This window comes from Burkholderia sp. AU32262, from assembly GCF_020419985.1.
Classification (GTDB): Bacteria; Pseudomonadota; Gammaproteobacteria; order Burkholderiales; family Burkholderiaceae; genus Burkholderia; species Burkholderia semiarida.
Genome location: NZ_JAIZRS010000021.1, coordinates 49,429 through 76,362, shown reverse-complemented (window position 1 = coordinate 76,362; position 26,934 = coordinate 49,429). Strand labels below are relative to the sequence as shown.

General features: G+C 67.9%; 15 protein-coding genes and 2 pseudogenes. 7 read left to right on the top strand and 10 right to left on the bottom strand.

All coding sequences use genetic code 11. The features are described from left to right. Positions 1-23 precede the first annotated feature (23 nt). Entirely contained in the window at positions 24-12,629 is a 12,606-nt protein-coding gene (locus LGN10_RS23855) for a hybrid non-ribosomal peptide synthetase/type I polyketide synthase (RefSeq protein WP_226225210.1), read from the top strand. Next, a complete protein-coding gene (locus LGN10_RS23850; protein WP_226225209.1) occupies positions 12,626-13,882 on the top strand; it encodes an MFS transporter in 1,257 nt (418 codons plus the stop codon). The genes LGN10_RS23855 and LGN10_RS23850 overlap by 4 nt, the downstream gene beginning before the upstream one ends. Before the next feature lie 44 nt (positions 13,883-13,926). Here LGN10_RS23850 and LGN10_RS23845 read toward each other — a convergent pair whose 3' ends face one another. After that, a complete protein-coding gene (locus tag LGN10_RS23845) occupies positions 13,927-14,589 on the bottom strand; it encodes a helix-turn-helix transcriptional regulator (protein WP_124657749.1) in 663 nt (220 codons plus the stop codon). An 89-nt stretch (positions 14,590-14,678) separates the two neighbouring features. On the opposite strand from LGN10_RS23845, the gene LGN10_RS23840 reads away from it, so the two are divergent. Then, positions 14,679-14,840, top strand: a complete 162-nt coding sequence (locus LGN10_RS23840) for a hypothetical protein (protein ID WP_226225207.1) — start codon at positions 14,679-14,681, stop codon at positions 14,838-14,840. 8 nt (positions 14,841-14,848) lie between these two features. Here the strand turns inward: LGN10_RS23840 and LGN10_RS23835 are convergent, their stop codons facing one another. Then, complete coding sequence (locus LGN10_RS23835) at positions 14,849-15,601, bottom strand: thioesterase II family protein (protein ID WP_226225205.1); 753 nt, start codon at positions 15,599-15,601, stop codon at positions 14,849-14,851. Positions 15,602-15,702: 101 nt separating this feature from the next. On the opposite strand from LGN10_RS23835, the gene LGN10_RS23830 reads away from it, so the two are divergent. Beyond that, positions 15,703-15,924, top strand: coding sequence for a hypothetical protein (locus tag LGN10_RS23830; protein ID WP_226225204.1), 222 nt, complete (start codon positions 15,703-15,705; stop codon positions 15,922-15,924). Positions 15,925-16,871: 947 nt separating this feature from the next. On the opposite strand, the gene LGN10_RS23815 is transcribed toward LGN10_RS23830, so the two are convergent. From LGN10_RS23815 to LGN10_RS23805, 3 genes are all read right to left on the bottom strand, one after another. Next, positions 16,872-17,621, bottom strand: a complete 750-nt coding sequence (locus LGN10_RS23815; protein ID WP_124859838.1) for a response regulator transcription factor — start codon at positions 17,619-17,621, stop codon at positions 16,872-16,874. Positions 17,622-17,898: 277 nt separating this feature from the next. After that, positions 17,899-18,882, bottom strand: a complete 984-nt coding sequence (locus tag LGN10_RS23810; protein ID WP_226225203.1) for a FecR family protein — start codon at positions 18,880-18,882, stop codon at positions 17,899-17,901. Continuing rightward, positions 18,879-19,382, bottom strand: a complete 504-nt coding sequence (locus LGN10_RS23805) for a sigma-70 family RNA polymerase sigma factor (protein WP_059585104.1) — start codon at positions 19,380-19,382, stop codon at positions 18,879-18,881. Before LGN10_RS23805 ends, LGN10_RS23810 begins: the two co-directional genes overlap by 4 nt. 505 nt (positions 19,383-19,887) lie before the next feature. Between LGN10_RS23805 and LGN10_RS23800 the strand changes: the two genes are divergently transcribed. Then, complete coding sequence (locus LGN10_RS23800) at positions 19,888-22,170, top strand: TonB-dependent siderophore receptor (protein ID WP_226225202.1); 2,283 nt, start codon at positions 19,888-19,890, stop codon at positions 22,168-22,170. Between the two features lie 16 nt (positions 22,171-22,186). On the opposite strand, the gene LGN10_RS23795 is transcribed toward LGN10_RS23800, so the two are convergent. From LGN10_RS23795 to LGN10_RS33825, 5 genes and pseudogenes are all read right to left on the bottom strand, one after another. After that, positions 22,187-22,330 (bottom strand): hypothetical protein, encoded by a 144-nt coding sequence (locus LGN10_RS23795; RefSeq protein WP_226225201.1) that lies wholly within the window; start codon positions 22,328-22,330, stop codon positions 22,187-22,189. Between the two features lie 163 nt (positions 22,331-22,493). Next, entirely contained in the window at positions 22,494-23,141 is a 648-nt protein-coding gene (locus tag LGN10_RS23790; protein ID WP_124859842.1) for a hypothetical protein, read from the bottom strand. Beyond that, the gene (locus LGN10_RS23785) at positions 23,138-23,812 is read right to left on the bottom strand and encodes a hypothetical protein (RefSeq protein ID WP_226225200.1); all 675 of its coding nucleotides are present in this window, start codon (positions 23,810-23,812) and stop codon (positions 23,138-23,140) included. Before LGN10_RS23785 ends, LGN10_RS23790 begins: the two co-directional genes overlap by 4 nt. 223 nt (positions 23,813-24,035) lie before the next feature. Further along, positions 24,036-24,359: a hypothetical protein gene (locus LGN10_RS23780; protein WP_124657755.1), complete on the bottom strand. Its 324-nt coding sequence runs from the start codon at positions 24,357-24,359 to the stop codon at positions 24,036-24,038. Positions 24,360-24,760: 401 nt separating this feature from the next. Continuing rightward, positions 24,761-24,877: pseudogene (locus LGN10_RS33825) on the bottom strand (IS5/IS1182 family transposase); the annotation flags it as partial. Positions 24,878-25,032: 155 nt separating this feature from the next. Between LGN10_RS33825 and LGN10_RS23775 the strand changes: the two are divergent. Beyond that, positions 25,033-26,320 (top strand): annotated as a pseudogene (locus LGN10_RS23775) (NAD(P)/FAD-dependent oxidoreductase). Between the two features lie 17 nt (positions 26,321-26,337). Next, complete coding sequence (locus LGN10_RS23770; protein ID WP_059584641.1) at positions 26,338-26,895, top strand: helix-turn-helix domain-containing protein; 558 nt, start codon at positions 26,338-26,340, stop codon at positions 26,893-26,895. Positions 26,896-26,934: the final 39 nt, after the last annotated feature.

Below are 26,934 nucleotides of genomic sequence, written 5' to 3'. Positions count from 1 at the left end.
CGCCTTCCATCCTGGAGCAATGCATGGATCTCGCAAGTCCGGCGGAAACGTCCGTCCAGTCCATCGCCGCCGGCCCGACCGGCATGTCCGCGGCTCAGCAGAGCCTGTGGTTCCTGAATCAGTTCGAACGTGGCGGGGTGACCTACAACGTCCCGTTCTCGTTGCGCCTGTCCGGCCGTGTCGACCCCGATGCGCTCGCGCGCGCGCTCGACGTCGTGCAGCGGCGGCATCCCGCGCTGCGCTGCCGGTTTCCGAGCCGCGGCGGCCAGCCGGTCGTGCAGATCGTCGACGCGCCGGCCGCACTGACGCGCGTCGACTTCTCGAGCCTGCCTGATCCGGCGGCGAGCGTGGCGGAACTCGAGAGCGAGCAGGCACGAGCACCGTTCGACCTCGAGCGCGATGCTCCGTTGCGCGCGACGCTCGCGCGGGTGGCCGACGACGACTACCGTCTCGTCGCGACCGTGCATCACATCGTGTTCGATGGCCGTTCGCTGCAGCTGTTCCTCGATGAACTCGCGCGGGCGTATGCCGAACTCGCACACGGCCGCGAACCGGACGCCGCGCCGCTCGACGACGGCCTGCATGCCGATGCGAACGCCGCATCCGCGGATCTCGCCGCCGGCCTCGCGCATTGGCAGGCCCGGCTGTCGGGCGCGCCTGCCGTGCTGCCGCTGCCGCTCGATCATCCGCGGCCGGCCGCGCGGCGCTTCAACGGGCGCCGGATCGAATTCGATGTGCCGCTCGATGTGGCCAACGGGCTCAAGGAGGTCGCGCGGGCGCGCGGCCTGTCGATGTACATGGTCGGGCTCGCGGCGTTCGCGGTGCTGCTTCGCCGCTATACGCACGAGGGCGACATCGTGATCGGATCGCCGATTTCGAATCGCTATGCGCTCGAGCGCGACGACGTGATCGGCTATTTCGTGAACACACTGCCCAACCGGGTCGACGTATCGGGCACGCCGACTTTTTCCGACGTGCTCGAACGCGTGCGTGCGACGGTGCTGGACACGCTCGAGCACGCATACGTACCGTTCGAGAAGATCGTCGAAGCCGTCCAGCCGCCGCGTTCGTTGGCTCATGCGCCGATATTCCAGGTGCTGTTCGATTTCGCGGCCGAAGGGTTCGAGGTGGACTTCGGCGCCGGAATCGAAGCGCGGATGCATACGCTGGACTCCTGCACCGCGAAGTACGATCTCAGCCTCACGCTGGCACTCGCCGGCGACGGCATGCGCGCAGCGTTCGAGTACGACTGCGACCTGCTCGGCGGCGCGCTCGTCGAGCAGATGACCGACAGCCTCGTGCGCATCCTGCGTTGTCTGGTGACCGACCCCGACGCGCGGATCGACGCGGCGCCGCTGCTGTCGCGCGAGGCCGCGGCCGCGATGCTGGCGCTCGCGAACGACGGCGCGCGAGACCCGGGCCGCCCATTCGTGCCGTTTCACCGCGCGTTCGAGCAGGCGGCGCAGCGCGACGGCGGTGCGCTGGCGCTGGTATACGGCGAGCGGCGCGCCACCTACGCGGACGTCGACGCGCGAGCGACGGCGCTGGCCGCGCAATTGCGGGCGTCGGGCGTGCGGCGCGGCGATCGCGTCGTCGTGTTGCGGCGCTATGGTCCGGACGTGGTCGTCGCGCTGCTCGCGATCCACAAGGCCGGCGCCGTGTTCGTGCCGGTGTCGCCCGACGATGCGAGACGCGATGCACTGATCGCCGACGTGGCGCCGGCGGCAATCGTCGTCGAACATCCGTGCGATGGCGCAGGGTTCGATTGCACCGCGATCGCGATGGAAGCGCTTGTGTGCGAGCCGGGCGCACCGCTCGCGGGCTTCGATCCCGATGGAGCGATGACGACCGCCGACGACATCGCCTACGTGATTTTCACGTCGGGCTCCACCGGTCGCCCGAAAGGCGTCGAGGTTTCGCACGGGAGCTGGATGTCGCTGTTTCATGCATTCGAGGCAGCTTACGGCCGCACGCAGCCGGGTGTGACGGCCGTGTTGCAGATGGCGAACCATACGTTCGACGTGTTCATGAGCGACGTGATTCGCGGCCTCGGCGGGGGAGGGCGGCTGATCATGTGCCCAAGGGAGAGCCTGACCGATGCGCAGGCGCTACATGCGCTGATCGAGCGCGAGCGTGCGACCGTGATGGAATTCGTGCCGGCCGTCGTGCGCCAGATGATCGAATATCTCGAACGCAGCGGCAAGCGCCTGGACGGGGTGCAGGCGGTCACGTGCGGTGCGGACGTCTGGTTCGTCCACGAGTACCGCAAGCTGCGCGCGCTGTGCGCGCCGGATACTCGCGTGCTCAGCGTGTATGGCGTGACGGAAGCCACGTGCGAAAGCGCGACCTTCGAACCGCGCGACGCGTGGTACGAGTCCGAGCGCAGCATGCCGATCGGCACGCCGTTGCCGAACACGTCGATGTACGTGGTCGACGACGCACTGAATCTCGTTCCGCTCGGCGTGCCCGGTGAACTGCTGATCGGCGGCGGCGCCGTCGCGTCGGGTTACCTGAATCGGCCGGAGCTGACCCGCGAACGTTTCCCGGTCGGCGGGTTCGATGCCGACGGGCGCTTCGTGTCCGATCCGGGCGGCCGCCGCTTCTACCGCACCGGCGATCTTTGCCGGCATCTGGCGGACGGCACGATCGAGTTCATCGGCCGGCTCGACAACCAGGTCAAGGTTCGCGGCTTCCGGATCGAGCTCGGCGAGATCGAAAGCGTGCTCGCGGAGCATCCGAACGTGCGCGAATGCGCGGTCGTGGCGCGCGGGGCGCCGGGCGGCGAGCTCGAACTGGTCGGTTATGCCGATGCGGGGGCGACCCGGGACGCGTTGTTCGAGCATCTGCGCGCGCGGCTGCCCGAGCACATGGTGCCGCGTGCGCTGGTCCTGTTGCCGGGGCTGCCGCTGTCGCCGAACGGCAAGATCGACCGCAAGCGCTTGCCCGATCCGGACTGGGATGCGCTCGCGCATGCGTACGTCGCGCCGCGAAACCCGCTCGAGGCGCGGCTTGCGCGGGACTGGGAGGCGCTGCTGCGCACGACGCGCATCGGCGTGCACGACAATTTCTTCGAGCGAGGCGGCCATTCGCTGCTCGTCACGCAGGCGCTGACGCGCGTCCACGATGCGTTCGGCGTGAAATTGAAGGTGGCCGACGTGTTCGAGCGGCCCACGATCGAGCAGCTTGCCGAGCGCGTGATGGAGCAAATGATGTCGGCTGCCCGGGAAGGCGTGGCCGCTCGCGCGGATGCGCCGATTCCGCGCGCGGACGGCCACGAGCGCCGGCGCCTGTCGTTCGCGCAGCGGCGTATGTGGTTCGCCCGGCAGGCGGAGCCGGGCGCGGCGTACAACATGCCGGAAGTGTTCCGTGTGCGCGGCCGCCTGGATCGAGACGCGCTCGAAGCGGCGCTGAACCGCGTGGTCGGGCGCCACGAGGTGCTGCGAACGCGCTTCACCGCGGACGTGCAGGCGTGGGTGGACGATGCCGGCCATCCGCGCCGCGAGCCGCTTGCGCAGATCGACGCCCCGGCGCCGGTGCCGTTCGTCGTCGAGCCGATCGAGCCGGGGCGCGTGAACGAGCGACTCGCGCGCGAAGCGGCGCGTCCGTTCGAGCTGGACCGCGAGTGGCCGATCCGCGCATTGCTGCTGCGCGTCTCGCCGGACGAACACGTGCTGTGCATCGTGCTGCATCACATCGCGTACGACGGCTGGTCGAGCGGGCTGTTGCGCCGCGAGCTGGCGCAAGCCTATCGGGCATGCGCCGCAGGCGAGGCGCTCGTGTCGAGCGAGCCCGCGTTGCAGTATCAGGACTACGCGGCGTGGCAGCGCGCACGGACGGCGACGAGCGGTTTTGCGGAATCCGTCGCCGCATGGCGGGAGCGCCTGAGCGATCTGCCGTCCGCGCTGCCGCTGCCGGAGCGGACCGACGCGCCGGGCGCCGGCGCACCGGGCGCCGATTACGTCGATTTCGCGTTGCCCGCATCGTGCGCACCGCAGCTGAAGCGGCTGTGCGAGCGGCTGAACTGCACGCCGACGATGGTGATGCACGCGGCGCTCGCGGTCCTGCTGCATCGCTACACCGGGCAGGACGATATCGTGATCGGCATCCCGTTCGCGGGACGAGATCATCCGGATGCCGAAGCGTTGATGGGGTTCTTCGTCAATCTGTTGCCGATACGGTTGCAGTTGGACGCGCCCATGCGACTCGCGGACGTTATCGCAGCAAGTCGGCGCATGCTGCTCGAGGCCGACGCCGGACAGTCGGTGCCGCTCGATCATCTCGTCGAAACGCTGAATCCGGCTCGCGCGCCGGGTCGGCACCCGTTCTTCCAGATCGGGCTGGTGGTGCAGAGTGCGGCGCCCGACGCGCTCGACCTGGCGGGGCTGGCGGTGGACGAGCTCGCGGTCGCGCCCGCCGACGTCAAGCTCGACCTGATGGTCGAAGTGCGCGCATTCGACGGCGCATCGCTCGGCGGCAGCTTCAAGTACCGTACGTCACGCTACGCGCGCGCATTTGTGGGCGGGCTCGCGCGCCATTTCGGCGAATTGCTGCGCAATCTGCTGGCCGATGCCGGCCAGACCGTGTCGGACGTGATGATGCTGCCGGCCGACGAATACGCGGCATTGACGGACGCGTGCCGTGGGACGCGGCGCGATTTCGGCGCGACGGGTGACGTGATCGCGCAACTGGAAGCGCATGCGGCGGCGACGCCGGACGCGATTGCGCTGGAGTTCGACGCACGGCGCTGGACCTACGCGCAGCTCGACCAACTCGCGAACCGGATCGCCGGCGCGCTGCGCGCGCACGGCGCGACGCCCGGCACGCATGTCGGGCTGTTCACCGGACGCCATCCCTATCTCGTTGCAGGCATGCTCGGCGCGCTGAAGGCGCGCTGCGCGTTCGTGCCGCTGAATCCCGACGACACGGTCGACGGAGGTCTCGGCTACACGGTGGCCGACGCCGGCGTGCGGCTGGTCGTCGCCCAGCGCGACCTCGCGTCGCGCTGCGCCGCGCTCGGCGTGACGACACTGATCGCCGACGATATCGACGACGACCGCGCGCCGGCCGTGCGCGCGCCGGGTCTCGTGCACGCGCCGACCGATCTCGCGTACGTGCTTTACACGTCGGGCTCGACCGGACGTCCGAAAGGCGTGATGGTGACGCGGCGCAACCTGCTCAATACCGCGCACGCATTCGCAGCGTCCGTCGGGCTGCATCCGGGCGCGCGCCAGCTGCAGTATTTTTCGCCCGTCTTCGACGGCGTGTGCGGCGAAGTGTTTCCGGTGCTCGTGTCGGGCGCGACGCTCGTGTTCGCGCCCGCCGCCCGGCTGCTGCCGGGGCCCGAGCTGCTCGGGCTGCTGCGCGCCGAGCGGATCACGCATCTGCAGATCACGCCGACCGCGCTACGCCTGCTGCCGTACGCCGAGTTGCCGGAGCTTGCGACGATCGTGGCCGCGGGCGAGGCCTGTCCGGCGAACATCGCGCGGGAGTGGGCGCAAGGCCGGCGCTTCATCAATGGTTATGGGCCGACCGAGACGACGATCTACGCATCGGCGACCGACTATTGGGATGCCCGCGGCGCGCTGGTGTTGCGACCGCTGGCGAACGTGACGTTCGAGGTGCTCGATCGCTACGGCCATCCGTTGCCGTGCGGCGTGCCCGGTGAGCTGTACATCGGCGGCGAGGGCGTGGCGGCCGGCTACCTGAACCTCGACGAGGAGACCGCGCGCCGCTTCGTGCCGGATCCGCGTTCAAGCGAGCCCGGCGCGCGCCGCTACCGGACCGGCGACTACGTGATCCGCCAGCCGGACGGCAGCCTGACGTACGTCGGACGCGCGGACGCGCAGGTCAAGATCCGCGGCTTCCGGGTCGAACCGGGCGAGGTGGAGGCGCGCCTGAACGCGCTGCCTGGGATCACGCAGGGCGTCGTGCTCGCGCCGTTCGATGCGAACGGGCATCGGATCCTGGTCGGCTACTACGTGGGCGAACCCGCGGAAGGCGAGGTGCGCACGCGGCTTGCGCAGCAATTGCCGGCCCATCTTGTTCCGGAGCGCCTCGTGAGGCTGCCCGATCTGCCGCGCGCGCGTACCGGCAAGGTGGACCGCAACGCGCTCGCCGCCCAGGCGGCCGGGCCGGTCGCGCCCGTCGCGCCCGTCGCGCCCGTCGCGGACGCACCGGCCGGCGATGCTTCGGCGCCACCGGCAGCAACTGCTCCGGTGCAGGGCGAACGTGTGCCGACCGGCGGCCGCCGGCTCCTCGCGCACGTGAAAGCGATCTGGCAAGCCGTGCTCGAACGCGACGACGTCGAGCCCGACAGCAATTTCTTCGATCTCGGCGGGCATTCGCTGCGGATCGTCGAGATGCGCAAGCGCCTCGAGGACGCGTTTGCGACTCGGATCGCGATTGCCGACCTGTTCGAGCATCCGACGTTGCGCGCACTGGTCGCGCACCTGGAGCGCAACCGCGTGAGCGTGGCCGAAGCCGAGGCCGACGATGCGCCGGCGCAGGCTCCGGCCGCGGCCGATGCGCCGGCCGCCGTGCCGCCGGCAAGCGAGCGCGCGATCGCGGTGATCGGGATGGCGGGCCGCTTCTGCGGCGCTCCCGATCTGCAGGCCTTCTGGGACAACCTGCTCGACGGCGTCGAGTCGACGCTGCACTTCAGCGACGAACTGCTCGCCGAACACGGCGTCGATGCGCAGACGCGCGCGCAGCCGGACTTCGTCGGGCTCGGCAACCGGCTCGAGGACGTGGACGGCTTCGACGCCGAGTTCTTCGGCTACTCCGCTCGCGAAGCGGCGCTGATGGACCCGCAGCAGCGACTGTTTCTCGAGTGTGCGTGGGAGGCTGCCGAGGCGGCCGGCTATGGTGCCGCGCGCGGCGCCCGGGTGGGCGTGTTCGCGAGCGCCGGCACGAGCCACTATCTGCTCGACAACGTCTATCCGCGCAGACGCGAACTGAAGCTCGAGAACATCCAGTGGCTGCTCGGCAACGGCCGCGACTTCCTCGCCACCCGCGTCGCGTACAAGCTGGGCCTGGCCGGCCCGGCCGTGACCGTCGAGACCGCCTGCTCGTCCTCGCTCGTGGCAGTGCATGCCGCTTGCGCGAGCCTGCGCGCGGGCGACTGCGAGATGGCGCTCGTCGGCGGCGTGTCGCTCGAGGCAGAGTATTACGGTTATCGACCCATGCCGGACAGCATCATCTCGACGGACGGCCGGTGCCGGCCGTTCGACGCCGATGCGTCCGGCACGACGGGCGGCAGCGGCTGCGCGGTCGTCATGCTCAAGCCGCTCGCGAAGGCGCTGGAGGACGGCGATCACGTGCATGCGGTGATCCGGGGCTCGGCGATCAACAACGACGGCGCCGGCAAGGTGAGCTACACCGCGCCGAGCGTCGCCGGGCAGGCCGGCGTCATCGCGGCCGCGCTGCGGGATGCCGACGTGCCGGCCGACACGGTCGGGTACGTGGAAGCGCACGGTACCGGCACGCGGCTTGGCGATCCGGTCGAATTCCGCGCGCTCACGCAGGCCTATGCCCCGAACGGCGCATGGCCGGCCGGCCGCCGGTGCGCGCTCGGCTCGCTTAAGGCGAACCTCGGGCATCTCGATGCGGCGGCAGGGATCGTCGGCTTCGTGAAGGCCGTTCTCGCCGTCGAGCACGGCGAGGTGCCGCCGATGCCATATTTTACGAAACCGAATCCCGAGATCGATCTCGAGGGCAGCCCGTTTCATATCAACACCGAGCGGTACACGTGGCCCGATGCACCCTGGCCACGTCGCGCGGGCGTCAGCTCGTTCGGGATCGGCGGCACCAATGCGCACGTGATCGTCGAGGCGCCGCCGCCGCGGCCGTCGCCGTCGCCCGACGCACCCGATGCTGGCGTGCAGGTTCTGCCGCTGTCGGCCCGCACGCCGGCCGCGCTTCGACGCATGCGTCGCCGCCTGGCCGCGCACCTGCGCGCGTCGTCCGCGCGGCTGTCAGACGTCGCGTTCTCGCTCGGCGCGGGCCGTGCGCGATTGCCGGTGCGCGACACGATCGTGTGCGCGACGCGCGAGGCCGCATGCACGGCGCTGGACGCGCCGTGGGATGCGCCGGCGGGTGAGCCGCGGGAAAATCGCCCGGTCGTGTTCATGTTCCCCGGTCAGGGGGCGCAGCATATCGGGATGCTGAAGGGGCTCTATGAACGCGAACCGGCATTCCGCGACGCGCTGGACGAATGCGCGGCGCTGCTGCGCACGCAGCACGGGCTCGACATCCTCGCGGCCATGTACCCGGACCCCGGCAGGGAGACCGATGCGTCCGCCGGGCTGCGCGAGACGGGTATCGCGCAACCGGCGCTGTTCGCCGTCGACTATTCGTGCGCGATGCTGCTGCGCGCTCGCGGTGTCGAGCCGGACGCGCTGATCGGCCACAGTCTCGGCGAGCTGGTCGCCGCGTGCGTCGGCGGCTACTACACGCTGGCGGATGCGCTCGCAATCGTCGCGACGCGCGGACGCCTCATGCAGGCCGCCGATCGCGGCGCGATGCTTGCCGTCGCGCTGGACGAGCACGCATGCGCGCGCTGGCTCGACGCGGACGTGGAGCTGGCGGCCGTCAACGGTCGCAACCAGTGCGTGCTGGCCGGCGGGACCGAGGCGATCGAGCGGCTGCGGCAAGCGCTTGCCGAGGCAGGCGTGCAGAGCCAGCCGCTTGCGACGTCGCACGCATTTCATTCGCATCGGATGGCGGCGGCCGCGCAGGCGCTCGAGGCCTTCGTCGCCCGGATTCCGGTGCAGGCGAGCACGGTGCCCGTCATATCGAACCGCACCGGCGCCTGGTTGTCGCTCGACGCCTCCAACCACGCCGGCTATTGGGCATCGCACCTGCGCGACACGGTGCGTTTCGCCGACGGGATCGCGACGTTGCACGACGCGTTCGATGCGCCGCTGCTCGTCGAAGTAGGCCCGGGGCGGACGCTGCGCACCGCGCTGGAGGCGGACGGCCGGGCATACGATGTGCTCGGCTGCGGCCGTCATCCGCGCGATCGTTCGGATGACGTGTCGACCTTCGCGCATGCGATCGCCACATTGTGGCGGCTGGGTGCACGCGTCGACTGGCGCCGCGCGTGCGGCAGCAACGCCGCGCGGCGCGTGCCGCTGCCGGCTTATCCGTTCGCGCGCACGCGGCACTGGATCGACGCGCCGGTCGAGCGAAGCGGGCCGCCTGCGCTTTATCGTCACTGGTGGCGTGTTGCCGGCGGGCGGCGCACGTACGAGCTTGCATTGCCGCCGTCGTGGTGGGTCGTCGACGAGCATCGCGTGTTCGACGGCAAGCCGGTGCTGCCCGGCACCGGCTGTCTCGAGCTCGTGCGAGGCGCATTCGAGCGGATGGGGCACGGGCCGCGGATTGCATTGAGCGACGTCTATTTCCCGGCGCCGCTCGTGCTCGACGACGCGCACGGCGCACGTATCGTGCGCGTGAGCTTCGGCGGCGCGGACGGCGGTGTTCAGGACTTCGCAGTCACCTCCGCCGCCGCGGACGATGCGGCGGCGTGGACCGTGCACGCGCAAGGCACGATCGCCGATGCCGACCAGATGCCGGCTCCGCCGGCCCGGTTCGAGCACGTGCGCGCGCAGCGTGCGGACACGCTCGCGAGTCCCGCCGCGCGCGCCGCGCTCGACGACCGGCTCGCGCTGTTCGGCCCGCGCTGGCATTGTTTCCGCGCGTTGTGGCTCGGCGACGACGAAGGGGTCGCGCAGCTCGAGCTCGATCCCGCGTTCGCGGCCGACCTGGAGAATGCGCCGCTGCACCCGGCGTTGCTCGACATGGCCACCGGTTTCCTGTCGACGCTGGAAAACCGCGGCGCGCGGCTGCCGTTCCACTATCGCAGGCTGTCGCTCCATGCACCGTTGACCGCGCGGCTGTTCAGCCATGCGCGCCGCGTGCGCGAGAACGTCTTCGATGTGACGCTGTTCGCGCTCGACGAGGCGGGAGGCGTCGGGCCCGCGCTCGTCGAGGTGGAGGGCTTCACGCTGCGCGACGAGCGTGCGCCCGCGGCGGCGGCCGACCGCTCGTCGCCGGCCGCATGGTGCTCGCGCCCCGCATGGCGGCCCGCACTGCCGCCGCGCGGCGATGCGTTGCCCGATGCGGCCTGGACGATCGTCGCACGCGGCAAGTCGATGCGCGACGCGATCGCGACGCATGCACCGCACGGCAGCATCCTGGTCGACGAGGATGCGCGCGGCACGCACGCGCCCGAGGCCGGCGACGGTTACGGCCATGCGCGCGCGTTCGAACGGAATTCCCGGCCGGCGCAGATCCTCTATTGCGTCGGCGCCGACGATCGCGGTTCGGCGGTGGAGCGCTTCGACGATCTGATGCGCCTGTTGCAGACGTTCGGCCCGCAAGCCGCATCCGGCACGGTTCTGACGCTCGTCACCACGGGCGCCTGCGCCGTGCGTGCCGGCGAACGGCCGAGCGGCGTGCAAGCCGCGCTGGTCGGCGCACTGCGTGCAGCGAGCCGGGAGTTCGCGCATCTGCGCTGTCGCCACGTCGATCTTCCGGCCGAGCCGGGCGATGCCGATCATGCGGCGCTGCGCGGGCTGCTTGCGCGCGCCGACGCCGGCTCGCCGGCGCCGCTCGTGCCGACGCTCGTGCCGACGCTCGCGCTGCGCGACGGCACGTTCCACGAGCCGGGCTTCCGGGCGCTGCCCGACGTGGACGCGACGCCTGTGCTGGTCGACGGTGGCGCGTACGTGATCACGGGCGGCCTGGGCGGCATGGGGTTGACGTTTGCCGAGCATATCGCGCGCCGAGTCGCCGCGCCGCGCCTGTTCCTGGTATCGCGCACGGTCGATGCGTCGCGGCCGGACGTCGCGGCGGCGACTGCCGCGCTGCGTGCGCTCGGCGCCGACGTGACGCTCGTGCAGGCCGACTGCGGCGAACCTCGCGCGTGGGCCGCGGCGCTGGCGGATATCGCCGCACGCTGCGGCCGCATCGACGGAGCGATCCACGCGGCGGGGATCGAGGCCAGCGGGCCTGTCCAGCTCGGCGAGCCGGCAGCATGGGCGCGCGTGCTGGCGCCGAAGACGCTCGGCACGGACGCGTTGCTCGATGCGCTGCGTGCGCACCGGCCGGATTTCGTGCTGCTGTGTTCGTCGCTGGCGGCGCTCGTCGGCGGTCTCGGTCAGGCCGACTACGCGGCGGCGAACGCGTATCTCGACGCGGTCGCGCATGCGGCGCGCCACGACGGGCTGCCGGTCGTCTCGATCAACTGGGATGCCTGGGCCGAGGTCGGCATGCGGGTCGCATACGATCGTGCTCATCCGAACCAGACGCCGATCGACGCGGCCCACGGTCTGCTGAACGACGAGGGCTGCCGCGTGTTCGACATCGCGCTCGCGCACGATGGCGCGCAAATCGCGGTGAACAAGGCCGAGGACATCGAGGTGTGGCTGCGCCGCCTCGCGGGCGGGACCGATGCGCGCGGCGAGCGCGGCGACGCGCATGCGGCGCCGGCCGTCGACGAGCGGATCGCACCGCGCAACGACGTCGAGCGCGAGCTGGCGCAACTCTGGCGCGAGCTGCTGGGCGGCGAACTGCCCGGCGTGACCGACAATTTCTTCACGCTGGGCGGGCACTCGTTGCTCGGCGCGCAGCTGATATCGCGCGTGCGGGAGCGCTTTGCGAATTGCCTGACGCTTGCCGAGTTTCTGGACGAGCCTACGATCGAACGGATGGCGCGGTCGCTCGGCGCGCCGGACGCGGCCGATACGGCCCGCGGCGAGGATGACGCGCACGTGCGCTACTGCCTCGTGCCCGTGCAGCGTACGGGTGCCGGGACGCCGTTCTTCTGCGTACCGGGCATGGGCGGCAACGTTACCCAGGTGCTGCCGCTCGCACGCGCGATGGGAGCGGCGCGGCCGTTCTACGGTCTGCAGTGCCTCGGGCTCGACGGCAAGGCCGAACCGCACGATAGCGTCGAGGCGATGGCCGAGCACTACGTGCGCTGCATCCGCACCGTTCAGCCTCACGGGCCGTATCTGCTGGGCGGCCATTCGCTCGGCGGCAAGGTCGCGCTCGAGATGGCGCGACGGCTCGACGCCGAAGGGGAGCCCCCCGGCCTGATCGCGTTGTTCGACTCCGCTGCGCCGCCGTATCTGCGCATGACGACGCCGACCGATGCCCAGGTAGTCGGTTCGCTGCTGGGCATTTTCGGACGCTACTCGGGCAAGCCAGTCGACGTGACGCGCGATATGCTGGCGCGTCTCGAAGCCGCATCGCACGAAGAACGCCTGCGCTTCCTGAAGACGCAGCTCCAGGCTCACGGGTTGATCGACGCGCGCGCCGACGACGGCAGCATCGGCGGCATCTTCAACGTCTATCGCGCGGCCGCGGCGTTCGGAATGGCTTACGACCCGCCGAAGCAACCGTCGGACTGGTCGTTCGTGCTGTTCCGGGCGGTCGATTCGATGCCGTCGGGCATCAATCTGCCGGAGATCCGGCAGACGCCCGCGTGGGGTTGGGAGGCATTCAGTCGCGCACCGGTCGAATGCATTGACGTGCCGGGCGATCACTTCACGTGCCTGTCCGACGTGCATGCCCATGCGATCGCGCTGCCGCTGGCCGATCGCCTGCAGGCGTTCGAGCGATGAGCGCGCAACCGCACGTCAACGGCGCGCCGCCTGCCGGGCACGGCGGCACGCGCGCGGTGCGCGTGGTGCTCGCGATCCTCGCGCTCGACGTTCTCGGCACGGGGCTGGCGATGCCGGTGCTGCCGACGCTCGTCGCGGGGCTCGCGGGCCTGTCGCCCGCGCGCGTTTCGCTCGTGCTGGGCGCGGCGATCGCGTCCTACTCGGCAATGCAGTTCCTGTGCGCACCGATGCTGGGCGCGCTCAGCGACCGGTACGGACGCCGCCCGGTGCTGCTGGCCGCGCTCGTCGGCATCGCGGCGAGCCACTGGACCGTCGCGTTCGGTGGCGGTCTGGCGTCGCTGCTGATCGGCCGCGCGCTCGGCGGTGCCGCCGCCGCGAACGTGTCGACGGTGATGGCGTATCTGGCCGATGTCAGCGACGGCAAGCGCCGCACGCATCTGTACGGCAGCGCGGGCGGGGTCATCGCGGTCGGACTCGTGGCTGGCCCGGTCGCTGGCGGCTGGCTCGCGTCGTTCGACCCGTACCTGCCGTTCGCGATCGCCGGCGCGCTGGCCGCGCTGAATGCGGCGTACGTCGCATCGTGGCTGCCGGAAAGCCTGCCTGCCGCGCACCGGCGAACGTTCGACTGGCGCCGTGCGCAGCCTTTGGGCAGCCTGCGCGCGCTGTTCGGCAACCAAACGCTGCGTCCGTACCTGCTGGCGTTACTGCTGACCTGGGCCGCATACGGCGTGTTCCAGAGCTGCTTCGTGCTCGCGAACCAGGCGCGTTACGGATGGAGCGTGATCGATGCGTCGCGGGCGCTCGCCGCGCTCGCTGTCGGGATGGCCCTGTCGCAACGCTATCTCGTGCGGCGGTTGACCGCGCGCGTCGACAACCGAGCGATCCTCGCACTGGGTTACGGCTGTTGTGCGGTCGCGTATCTGTGCTATTTCGCTGCTTCGTCTCCATGGCTCACGTACGCGGGGATGATGGCCCAGGCACTGGGACTCGTGGCCGACCCCGCGCTGCGCGCCGAGTTGTCGCGCCATGCGTCCGACCGGCATCAAGGCGAACTGCAGGGCGGTCTCGCGTCGCTCGTCAGTCTGGTCGGGGCGATCGCGCCGCTCCTCGGGTCGGCCGCGCTCGCCGCGGCCGCGCGCACGGGCGGCGGCGCGGCCGCGGCGGGATGGCCGTTCGCGCTGGGCGTCGCGTCGTACGCGTGCGCGCTTGCCATCGTGGCGCGTGCGCCGGCGGGGCGCGCCGCTGCTCGCTGAGCGGGCCATGCCGCGCGGCGCATGTCGCGCGGCATGGTACGGCCTCAGATCAGGCCGAGTACCATCGCCTTCACGACCGCTTGCAGTGTATTGGTCGCATTCATCTTGAGCATCGCGTTTTTCAGGTGGAAATAGACGGTGCGTGTCGTGAGCCCGACGATAGACGCGACTTCGCCGGCCGTCTTGCCGAGCGCGGTCCACCGCAGCAGTTCCCGTTCGCGGTCCGTAAGACTGCACACGTCGCCCGTTTTCGGCGTCGGCGCCGACAGCGCGATGAACTTCGCATGGATCGCGCCGGCGAGCCACGCGATGTACGGGGCATTCGTCGCCTTTTCCTCGGCTCTTACAGGTGTGATTTCTCGTCCGACCGAAAACAGGGCGGGTAAATCGGCACCGATCCAGCTGCACTGGGTAAGAACGAAGCGTGCGCCGTCGCTCCATTCTGCCAGGCCTTTGGTTCGGAGTGCGGCATAGACGGGACTGCCACCCGGAAGGAAATCCGCATCCTTGTAATACTTGATCCAGCTTTCGTATTGCCCGCGGTCGGAAAAGAATTCCGAGTCGTTGCCGGAGCATGTGGATTTGACTTCGAAAAGCCAGTTGGAAAAGCCGATCCTCGATACAGCGCGCGAGGCTGTATCGGCAAGATCGGACATGGTCTTCGCATTCTCTATGCCCAAGTAAATTTCATGCCATTGAGTCGTCATGGTTCGATACCCGATGAAATTTGAATAAATTCGGCCGGTGTTACTGAAGGTGTCTCCCGCTGACCGATAGCGCTTGCTTATTCATCGTTATGGACTTTCAACTCATACTGATCGTGTCGATCGAGGTCGTTCTCCTGTTCAATCCTGATGTCGGCATGCAATGCCGCAAATGCCGGCAGGTGCGACCGATGCGCGGCACCGGGCGTACACTGGCCGGCAGATTTCCCCGCGGCATGCTGGTGCCGATTTGACGGGACTGCTACGTAGGGTCGGTCAGCGCTGCGACGACGCGGTTCCGAATCTCCTGTTCCCATACCTGGAGAAAGAAGTGCCCGCCGTCGAACCGGTGCAGCGCGAATGGCCCCCCGCTGTAGCGGGCCCACTCGGCCAATGCATCGCTCGCGACATGGGGATCGCGCAGACCACCGAACACCGTCAGCCCGCACGGCAACACGAATGGCGTATCCACCCGGTACCCGTCGGCGAGTGCGAGATCGGCACGCAGCGACGTCAGGAAGTGCCCTAGCCATTCGGGCTCCGACAGCAAGGCAGCCGGCGTTCCGCCCATCGCTTTCAGCCACTCGATCAGTTCCGGATCGGATAGCCGATGGGCCGGCGGCCCGCTTGGCGCCACGTGCGGCGCGCGGTGTGCGGCGCTGAATGCGTGCGAAGGGGTGGGAAGGCCGCGCCGAGCGAGTTCCCTTGTCCATTCGATGCTGACGACGCTGCCCAAGCTGTAGCCGAACGTGCCGAACGGCTTGTCGAGCAGGCCGGCCGCCGCCGTCGCGAGCGCGGTGCACATTGTGTCGAGCGACGTGAGCGCCGCTTCCGCAAAGCGGGTTTGGCGCCCCGGTGGTTCGATGGCGACGACCTCGAGCCAGTCTGGCAGGTCAAACGCCCAGCTCCGGTACAGCAGCGATCCGCCGCCGGCATACGGGAAGCAGAACAGCCGGTGGGTTGCCCGGGGACGCGGGCGATGCAGGACGAACCAGGGTGTGTGATTGATGAGCATGCGGATTCGGAGTGGAAATCACGGCGCAGCGCAGGTGGACAGCGTGTGTAGAGGGCACGGGACGCGCATTTCGAGAGGAGGCGGAATCGCCCCATACCGACGTGAGCGTGACGTCCGGATGGCGAGTGAGCCGTCGCGAGGACGCATCAGATCCCGCAGGCGAGCACCGCGGCGTGATCGGCGGGCGGCGCGTCGTGATGGAGGCGGAACCTGTCGATCGCACCGAGACTGTGAAGAAACGTGCGTCGGAAGAGGTCGGCATTCGTTTCGAGTCGATGTTTCGTGTCGGTCATGTTCGTATCGTTCTGTCGTCCATAACTTGATTCATGCAGCGATAAGCGATTCGCGCAACGGCGGCAAACGTTTGCGCTTGCGAGCGTATGCGGAGAACGGCGAGTTCATCGGGTTAACGAACGCAGGACGAAAATATATAAGGTGAATCGCGCCGGAATCCTCAAAAAATCTCATGGAAGGCATCAAGTGTTGTCGTAATCGCGGCGGAATTCCTGGTCATTCGAATATCGATGGACGGCCGATGTCCGGATTATATGGATGAAAATCGCTTAAAAAGCACCAAATAAGCACAAAAAATCGAAAAATTTTTAGATATACGGCTAACTGAATTGATATGGATAGTTGGATTTTTGCTAAGAGACGATTTCAAAAACACTCATCGAGAATGTTGACTTTCGTGGTGAGCTGTCAAGCGAGTCGCCGGGCGACTGCGCGGCGAGGGGCCGCGGACGCGCCATGCCTTTCCGCCCACAAGGGCCAACGATACGGTTGTCCGGTCCGAGCGAAGTGGAAAACACGCTGAACCAGCGCGCGGGCGTGTCCTTCAAGGGCGATCTGCCGAAATGCGCGCCGGCCGGCACGGCAACCGCGCCGGGCACGACATGCGGCGGGCTGCGAATCAACGCGTAGCGGATCACGCCGGACGGCACGCTGAGCTTCGCCGACGAACCCGCGATGGTCGATGAGTCGGGGCGGCCGGTCTGGAGGTTCATCCGCTGTCGGGTGAAGCCCGGCCAGACCGTCGCGTTTTCGGCCGGTCCGTTTTCGCCGCCTACGGACAACCGGCTCGCGCCCCGCGTCGGCTATGTGTGCGCGATAGACCAAGGCATCGCGTTCTTCGCGGCGCGGCGCGGCGCGTCGCGGACCGGTCGCGCCTGCGGGCAGCGGCCGCAGCCACCGGTTCGCGGTGACGGCGGGCGGCCGGACGCGATGCGCGACGAACCTGCCGCCGCGCGCACGCGTTCGACAGCCTACCTCACGCGGCCGGGGGCCGGCCGGCTGCTGTCGGCGTCGCGAATTCCGGCTCATGCGCGTCGCTGCACGACCCGACTTCGAGTTTGTAGCCAAAGCCATACACGGTGCGCAGCGCGACGTCGTTCGCAATGCCGAGCGAGAGCTTCTTGCGCAGCTTGTAGATGTGTTGCTCGATCGTCCGGTCTGCGCAGTCGCGGTAGTTGCCCCAGATCGATTTTGCGACCTGGCCGCGATTGAAGCAGGTGCCGGGGTTCGAGAAGAACAGCCAGGCCATCGCGAACTCGCGCGACGTCAGCGCGATCGCGCCGCCGTGCAGCTTGACCGTGCCCGTATCGCGATCGAGCGCATACGGACCGACCGACAGGCGGGCCGGGGCCGAGGCGGCGCGGGCCTGCCCGCGCCGGGCGAGCGTCGCGCGCACGTACAGCTCGTTGGGATCGAACGGCAGCGTCAACACGTCGGCCGCGCCGAGGTCGTACCAGAGGAACATCTCGGCGGGCCCGTCGAACGAGCCGACCACCACGACCGGCGCGCGGCTGTCCGCGTGGCACGCGCGCCACGACAGCACCGGATTGTGGGTCGCATTGACGCAGCGCGCGTCGAACACGATCAGGTCGTACGGCCGGTGGCGCAATGCGCGCAGCATCGTCAGCTCGTCGGCGAACCGGTCGCCGCGGCGCTCGCCGCGCCCGAGGCTGTCCGCGATGCGGTCGGCCAGACGCAGGTCGCGGGTCAGGAGGGCATAGTCCAAAGTGACCTCTTCAAATCGAAACGGAATATCGGCGTCCGCGCCCGTCGTCGCGCGGCGGCGCCCGGCAGTTCGCCGGGACGGGCCGTGCCTGCACGCACGGGACGGTTTTGCCGTTCGCCTGCGGTGTCGCGACTTTGCGGTGTTTCAGATTGCTTGTGCGACGAGTGACGAAAAGTGACGTGCCTTCCGCAAAAAATTTTTGCTGTCTGGCGTTGGATGGGTTACCACGGGCAATCGGGCGATCACCCGGGCAATCGCGCCGCGCTCCCGGTGCGCGTCAGGCTTGCGACGCGAGCGAAACGAGCACAACGCATCCCGCATAGCGCCGGACCTCCAGCGGTAGCGTCGCGGCGAGCGCGGCGAGGGTGCGCGGCGGATCGTCGAGTCGGAACACGCCGGTGACGGGCAGCGCGGCGGCGGCGTCGGTCACGCGGATCACGCCGGGGTAGTACGGACGCAGCCGCGCAATCACCGCGCCGAGCGGCTCGGTGTGTATGACCAGCTGGCCGCCGGTCCATGCGGCTTCGTCCGTCGCGTTGGCGGCGAGTGGCTCGATGAGGTCGGCGCCGGCGCGCGCGGTGAGTCCGGGCCGCAGCGACAGCGTCGCGCCACCCGGCACCGCGATTCCGACCGGCGCATCGAGCGCGGCGACGTGCAGCCACGGGCCGTCCACGCGAACCGCGAACCTGCCGGCGCGCGCGCGCACCATGCGCTCGGCATGCCGGACCACGAACGGGCGCGTGTTCGCCGCCGCGCGCACGAGCAGCGCGCCCGCGCGCAATCGCACGCCGCGCTCGTCCGCCCGGTAGTCGACGTCGACCGCGCTGCGCGCGGCGAGCATCAGCGACGAGCCGTCGGCAAGCGTCGCGGTGCGCTGCTCGCCGGTGTTCGTCTGCAGGTCGGCCGACCACTCGGCGATGGGGGAGAAGCGATCGGCGAGCGCGCCCGCGCCGGCGACGAGCGCGCCGAACGACAGCACGCCGCGCACGACGCGCCGGCGTGCGGGTACGGCCAGTAGCGCATCGCCGAGCGCGCTCGGCGCGAGGCCGTGCGTTGCCGGCGGCGTCAGCGCGCCGAGCGATGCGTCGAGCCGCGCGACCGCGCGCGCGTGTGCGGGATCGGCGCGCAGCCACGCGTCGAAGCGCGCGCGGTCGCGCCCGGTCGCATCGCCCGAGCGCAGCAGCACCATCCAGCGGATCGCATCGTCGAGTACGCGCGGGTCGATCGCGTCGACCACTTTCGGTTGATCGGCCAGATTCACTGCAAAGACGCGAGATAGCACGCGCGCAGCGCCTGCGCGAGATAGTCGCGCACGGTGCGCTTCGATACGCCGAGCCGGTCGGCGATTTCGGCATGCGTGAGCCCGTGGAACTGGCTGTAGATGAACGCGTTGCGCGCCTTCGCGGACAGCCCGGCCAGCATCCGGTCGATCGCATGCAGCGTTTCGACGACAAGCGCGCGCTCCTCCTCGGACGGTGCGACGCTTTCCGGGCGTGCGGCGAGCACGGCGAGGTACGCGCGCTCGAGGTCGCGGCGGCGCCAGAAGTCGTAGACGAGGCGGTGGGCGATTGTCGTCAGCAACGCGCGCGGCTCCCGCACGGACGATGTGCCGGCTTGCGCGATCAGTTGCACGAACGTTTCGGAAGCGATGTCTTCAGCCGTAAACGCACAGCCGAGCTTGTAGCGCAGACGGCCGAGCAGCCAGGGGTAGTCGTTGCGGAAGATTGCGTCGACGGGTGGGACAGCGGCAAGCGTCGTCATGCTGAATTCCATGTTGCATCGAACGGTTGGAGCGGCCAGGAGCGCCTTGCACGCAGGCTAGCAAAGAATATACGAGCACTCAACCTCGATGCCGGTGCGCATTTTTACCCGCGATTCGCGCAAGACGAATTCGCTGCGGTGTGGCGACGTTGCCGTGACGGTCGCGCGGCCGCCGCATGGCTGCGCGTGTCGGGTTATCGGCCGGCCCGTACAGCCCGTCCACGGGCGTATCGCGTCGAGCGGGAGCGCCCCCCAGGCGTGCGTGCCCGAGGGCCGGAGCCTGCGTGTCGCAGGCTGCGAATCCGACACGGCTTCGCAATCGCTCTGCGGTGCGCCGCCGCTGTTCTTCGTGATGCTACACATCCTATTGCCGTGAATGCATGCCGGCCACCGCTTTTTTTGACGTTCACGCGGACCCTGTATGCTCGCGCTCCGACCTGGCAGAGAAGTAAGCATGTTTAGTGTGTTTAGTCGATTCGAAATAAACGACATCGTCGGACGAGCGATGCTGGCGGGCGTCTGGTGGGGCGCGGCGACGGCCGCCGCCTGCGCCGACGAGGGCGTCGTCACCTTTCACGTACCGGGCGGCGCGCTCGATGCCGTGTTGCTCGAGGTTGCGCGGCAGGCGCACGTCGTGCTGTCGTTCGACAGCGCACTGACGGCCGGCCGCTGGGCCGGGCCGGTCGATGGCACGATGACCGCGCGCGACGCGCTCGCCTGCGCGCTGGCGGGCACGCCGCTCGAACCGACCAGCGTCGCGGGCGGCACGTGGACGCTGCAGCGCACCCGTACACCGGATGCCGGCGCGGCGACCATCATGTTGCCGCCCATTCGCATGCGCGCTCGGGTTGGCGCGGACGGCGGCTTCGCCGAGACGCGCTCGTCGGCCGCGGCTCGGCTCGACCTGCCGCTCGTCGACACGCCGCAGTCGGTCGGCGTCGTGAGCCATGCCGTGCTGACGAGCCAGCAGGCGGAATCGGTCGCGGACGCGATCGCGAACGTCAGCGGCGCGACGTCGGTGTTCGACGAAAACAACGCGAACTACGGCATCGGGATACGCGGCTATACCGCGCAGGCGCTGCTCGTCGACGGGAGCGTCGTCGAATCCGCCGATTACCCGCCGCTCGCGGGCATCGAACGCATCGAGGTCGTCAAGGGCCCTGCGACGGCGCTCGTCGGAGGCGCGCCAAACGGCGGCATCGTCAACCTGGTCACGAAGCGGCCGCAGTTCGCGCGCCATGCGACGCTGCAGACGACGCTGTCGTCGCGCGGGCGGCGCGAGAGCATGCTCGACATGAGTGACGTGTCGAGCGACGGGCAGGTCGGCTACCGGTTCGTAGCGAGCGGCAACCTGAACGGACGCAGCTATGGCGGCTACGATGGGCAGCGCGGCTTTTTCGTCGCGCCGTCGGTGCGCTACCGGGACGCCGACACCGATGTGACGCTGCGTCTCGAGCATTACCGGCAGCGCATGCCGGTCCTGCCGTATTCGGTCGGCGGCGACGACGGCAATCCGTTACCGCAAACGTCGCTCGAGCCCGCCGGCGCGCGCGACGACCACATGGGCACCGATTCGCTGCGCGCGTCGCTGAACGCCGAGCGTGCGTTCGGCGACGGCTGGCAGGCGCGCGTGCGCGCGATCTGGCTGAAATACGAAACCGTGTCGCATTGGCACGTGCCCTACGCGCTGCTGGACGGCTCCGGCGACATCGCACTCTACGGCCTGCATTCCGTCGAGCGGCGGCATGAATCGGATGTGGCGGCGGAACTGCTGCGCACGTTCCGCGCGGGCGGTGTGTCCGGCACCATGCTCGCGGGCGTCGAGCACTGGCGGCTGTCGTCGACGGCCGACATCGCACCGTACGCGTCCGCCGTCCAGAACCTGTATGCGCCGCATCCGCTGCCGTCGATTCCGTCCGGTCCGCTCGCGCGCGAATCCGATTCGGCGATGCGGCAATTGAGCGGTTACGTGCAGCTCCAGGCGCTGATCGCCGATCGGGTGACGCTGCTCGCATCGCTGCGGCACACGAACGCGCTGCTGGACAAATCGCTAAGCTCGCCGTTGGTGCGCAATTCGGTTTGGTCGCCGAGCGTCGCCGCCAGCTATGCGATCACGCCGTCGGTCAGCATCTATGCAAACTGGATGCGCGGTTTTCGGCCGTCGCTCGACACCGTGTCGTGGGACGGCAAGACCCTGCAGGCCACCCGCACCGAGCAGATCGAGACCGGCATCAAGTTCACGCTCTTCGGCGATGCGCTGACCGCGACCGCCGCCGCGTACCAGCTGCGCGACGATGGCAAGATCATCGGCGATCCGACGCATCCGGGCTTTTACGCACGCGTGCCGGGCGAGCACAACCGCGGCGTCGAGTTCGACTTGGCCGGGAAGGTTCTGACGGGACTGGACGTGATTGGCTCGCTGACGGTGTCCGATTCGGGCGTGGCGGTCGACCCGCGTGGTACGCAGGTCCGGGCGCCGGGCACGCCGGCGCGCGCCGGCAGTCTGTGGATGACCTACGCGCTGCAGGCGCCGGCGTGGCGCGGCTGGGGCGTCGGCAGCGGCGTGTTCTTCCGCTCGCAGCGGGCGACAGGCGCACCCGGCTACGTCGTGCCCGGCGATGCGCGCGTCGATGCGACGGTGTTCTACCGAGCGGAGAAGTGGGCCGTGCAGCTTGGCGTGAAGAACGTGTTCGACCGGAAGCTTTACGGCGCCGCGCTTTACCCGAACTTCATCCCCGTGCTGCCCGGGCGCACGTTCTTGCTGACGACGACGTTCTCGCCGGGCTGAATATCTTGCGCCGCGCTCACGGCTGCGTGCCGTACACGCGTTCGATTGGCCGGTAGCCGAGGCCTTCGAGCGCGAAGCCGGGCTCGGCGTCGGCCGTGCCGGTGACGACCATCCGCGCGCCGCCCAACTTCAGCGCGGAATAATCAGGACGACTAGACAATATCGGGCCCGGTCAGGAGGCGCCAAAGTGCCCGAAAAGAGCGAATTTCGGGCCGCCGTGATGACCTGTCTTGGGTGTTAACGAAAAACCGGCTCTCCTTCCGGGAATTGAAGCCGTTCCTCGGTTGAGGCTTGGCGTATCACGGACGACCCTTGCAACAAAGTCAGTGAATCCAGACCATGCCGTACGCGGAATTGGAACCATTGACCGCCTGGTTCGCCGTCCAGTTTCCGTATCTGGCCGATCCATTCCAGGAATACACATGCCCCCACGCGAAATGCCCATCCCCAATTTCGTCGATCGTGCATCGCTTGCTTGTGATTTGATACGCCCCTTGAAACACGCCTTGCTTCCAGCGACGCACGACAACCTCGACGAACGTGGCATATTTCCCCGCCGGAACCTGTTGACTCCAGCCAGTCGATTCCGTATTAGTCACGGTGCGCCCATACGAGGCGTCAACGTGAAGCAGATTCAAGATGCCTCCCACGATCGGAATACTTTCCGGATTCAAACTGGCACTGCCGCTGACGGTGTATCCATTGGAACGGGTTTTCGTCCATGTATACGTACACGGGGCAGCTACATTGCGGACGCCATTGCACAGGAAGGTATCACCTCTCCATATCCAGTCTTGCCACGTATTGGTTGCTTGCTGAATAGGAATCGACCAGGACGAGCTGTTTCCCACCAGATTTGCCTGGTTGGTTTGGCTATCGAGCAGGCACGTCGTCCCGGCAACGGCATGGCCGACCTGAAACAGGCAAACGACGCCCGCAATCGCGGAATTGAAAAGCGATTTCGACTTCACTTGTTACCCCCATCATTGGTTTGAAAAATATTCGCGACGTTGTTTTGTGTCGCATCGATGCCTGAAACCTTCTGGTCGGGTCCTCCGTTGGTATTTCCGCCGCCGGTGTTGAATATCGGGGTGATCAGATAGCCGTCGCCGTTCGGGCCTCGTTGAATTCGGACTGCGTCGCCGGCAACCGCGGTTCCCGGGCCGACAATTTGTTCTACGGCGGAATTGACGGTCGCGCCCCCGGGCTTTCCGCTACCGGCGGAATCGATGACTATCTCTTTGCCATTTCCCAGGCCGTCGACAATTTCCTTCATTACGCCCGGATTTGCAGTCTGGTCGCTGGAAACGACCAGAACATCGTAGTCGCCGGCCGTTCCCGGCGGGAGTTTCTCAGACAGTGCCGACGCAACGAACCCCGTCCCCGATCCCAGATTTCGGACTTTCTGTTGAGGCATCGACCCGCTGGCTACGAGTACCGTGTTGCCCGGAGGCGGAGGCGGAGGCGTAGAGTGCAGATTTTGCGCGACATTTTGCTGATTCAAGCTTTGATCTGTTGAGTTCTGAGCCGGCTTTGACGGCAAGGCGTCGCCGCCGGAGCATCCCTGCAAAATAGAAGAAACAAGCAGAATCAAACCTGAAATATATGTGGTATTTAACATTCGATCCTCAAAAAATGTCATGGCCGATGGTTCGGTAATTTGCTTCGTCTGGAATTGATGCTATGAAATGCAAAATGTCATGTCTTTTTATGTTGGACGATTTGGATAGGTCTTGGTAAAGTATCCGCCATTCGGATTCGTGGCATGCGATTTTTAAATGATAAATATTTAAAGAGCGTGACTTCGCTCGGAGGTAATGCGATATCGAACAAAATCGAACATTCGAAAGCGGAATAACGCCGGGCTAGATGGCATCTTTCGTTTCTGAAAAATATAGGAATGTTCTTTCGATTGACGTCGGCCCACATCCTGGGCGTAAAAATATTCGGTTGGTGGCGGTTACGAAGGCCTGGCTCGTCATGACGGCGTCGGTGCCGGTCGCGACGCGCGCAAGCGCGCGATTGCCCGCCGCTGCGTCTGCCGTGCCTGTCGCGCGGCCGGCGGCGGCCGCCTCGCTCGTATCCGGGCCGCTGCCGCACGCCGAAAGCGCGAGTGCGCCGAGGCTGTAGAGGAACGTGCGACGGGAAAGGCCAGCACTCGCTTCAAGTCGATGTTTCGTATCGCTCATGTTCGTATCGTTACGTCCGTAATGTTGGCCACGCGGAGACGAAACTCTCGCGCGGCGGCGGCAAACGTTTTCGCTTGCGCGCGTATGCCGGGGACGGCGAACCCGCCTTGTTATCGAACGCGTGGTGAAAATATATAGGTGTAGAAACTGTGGATTCTCAAAAATGCTCACAAGGAAGTGCGTGCGAAGCCTTGACCGGAGCGAATGTTTCGTTGCTCCGGTTGGTTGCGATCCCATCCGCTAAGGAACGCTAACAGAACGATTTTTGAACGTGCCTCCAGCAGATGATTCAGACGGCGATTTTCATGAACGCCTCATGTATGGTGGCGAGGCGTTCGAACCGGATACGCAGTGGGATTGGGTCCTGCTTTCGACCCGATCCCACTGTATGAATGGAGGGCGACGCCGCGATCGTCGAGACGCTTGCGTCCGGGGTATCGCGTCGGACGCCGCTTCGGTGGTGACAACAGCGGTTGGGTGAGTGACCACGATTCGTCATCGAGTATCGGTTTGGCCATGGCCTCTCGGCGAAACAACGAAGCGGTTAACGGAACGCGCGACGGGTTAGTGGCCTTCGCAATTTATTCTGTTGGAATTTCTTGGCGTTGCTTCCGTGAAATTGTCGTGCTAGTTTTTCATGAAATTTCGCAGCAAAATTTTCACGGAAGCTCGCATGTTCGTGCAGTCCGACCGTCACGTCGCAAGCTACTACGCCGGTACCTACCCGGCGCCGATCCCGCATCGGCCGGCGCTGGGCGAACGTGTCGACGCCGACGTGCTGGTCGTCGGCGCGGGCTTCAGCGGGCTGCATACGGCGCTGCGGCTCGCGCTCGCCGGCAGGCGCGTCGTCATGCTCGAAGCGAGCCGCGTCGCGTGGGCCGCGTCGGGCCGCAACGGCGGACAGGCGCTGCTCGGCTGGTCGTGCGACATGCGGCCGCTGGAGGATGCGCTCGGCCGCGACGGCGCCCGGTTGCTCTGGGACAGCATGCGCTGGGCGGCGGCCGAAGTGCGCGAACTGCCGGCGCGACACGGTTTCGACATCGACTACCGGCCCGGCAGCCTGTGGGCCGCGGTGCGGCCGCGGCGCGTCGCGATGCTGGCGCAGGCGCGCGACGAGGCCGCCGAGCGCTGGGGCTACGACCGGTTGCGCATGATAGGCCGTGACGAGATGCCCGAATGGATCGGCGGCACGCGCTATCTCGCGGCGCTTCACGATCCGGAGGCCGGCCACCTGAATCCGCTCAAGCTCGCACTCGGCCTCGCGCGAACGATCGAGCGCGCGGGCGGCCGCATCTTCGAACAGAGCCGCGTGCTCGACTGTCGCGAGACGGCCGGCGGCCACGTCGCCCGCACGGCGCGCGGCGAAGTGAGGGCGGACGTGCTGGTGCTCGCGTGTAACGCATACGTCGACCGGCTCGATCGCGACCTTGCGCGCCGGCTGCTGCCGGTCGGCACGTACCAGGTCGCAACCGCGCCGCTCGCACCCGACGTCGCGCGGGCGCTATTGCCGCGCAACAGTTGCGTGATCGGCAACCAGTTCGTGCCCGACTATTTCCGCCTGAGCCCCGACAACCGGCTGCTGTTCGGCGGCGGCTGCACGTATCTCGGCGGCATTCCGGCCGATATCGCGGCGGCGACGCGCCCGCGCCTCGAACGCGTGTTCCCGCAACTGGCCGGCGTGCCGCTCGACTACGCGTGGGGCGGTCACATCGACATCAGCATGCGCCGCACGCCGGACATCGGCCGCCACGGGCAGCGCTTCTGGCTGCAGGGCTTTTCGGGGCATGGCGTGCTGCCGACGCTCGCCGGCGCGCGCGGTGGCCGATGCCGTGCTCGGCGACGCGCATCTGCTCGCGCAGTATCAGCGCATTCGCAACCCGCGCTTTCCCGGCGGCGACCGGCTGGCCGCGCCGCTGGAGGCGATCGGCAAGGTCTGGTACCGCCTGCGCGATACCGTTTGATTGCATCGGAATCCTTCATGAACGAACAGGAAGAGATAGAAAGTCTGGCGATCCTGATCCGCGACCTGCGCAAGCATCGCAAGGTCACGCTGAGCGATCTCGCCGAACGGATCGGCCGCTCGGTCGGCTTTCTGTCGCAGGTCGAGCGCGGGCTGTCGCGTCCGACGGTCGCGGATCTCACCGCGATCGGCGAGGTGCTCGGCGTGCCGACCACGTATTTTTACAGCCTGAGCAAGCCGCGCAGCGTGCCGTGGGTCACGCGGCCCGACGAACGCCGCACCGTGCATTACGCAGCCGGCATTACCGACATTCTCGTGTCGCCGAACATGCGTTCGCGCTTCTCGATCCTCGAAAGCCATCTCGCGCCGGGCGCGAGCAGCGGCGAGCGGCCGGTCGACGACAGCGACGAGCAGGGCGGCTTCGTGCTCGAAGGAGCGCTGACGATCTGGATCGACGGCGACGACACGCCCGTCACGCTCGGCCCGAACGATGCATTCCAGCTTCCCGCGCACAAGCGCTTCCGGTATGCGAACCTGACCGACGCGCCGACGCGCGTGATCTGGGTATTTACCTGAGCTGAATGGTCGGCGGGGCGGGCGCCTCCGCAGTCCGTC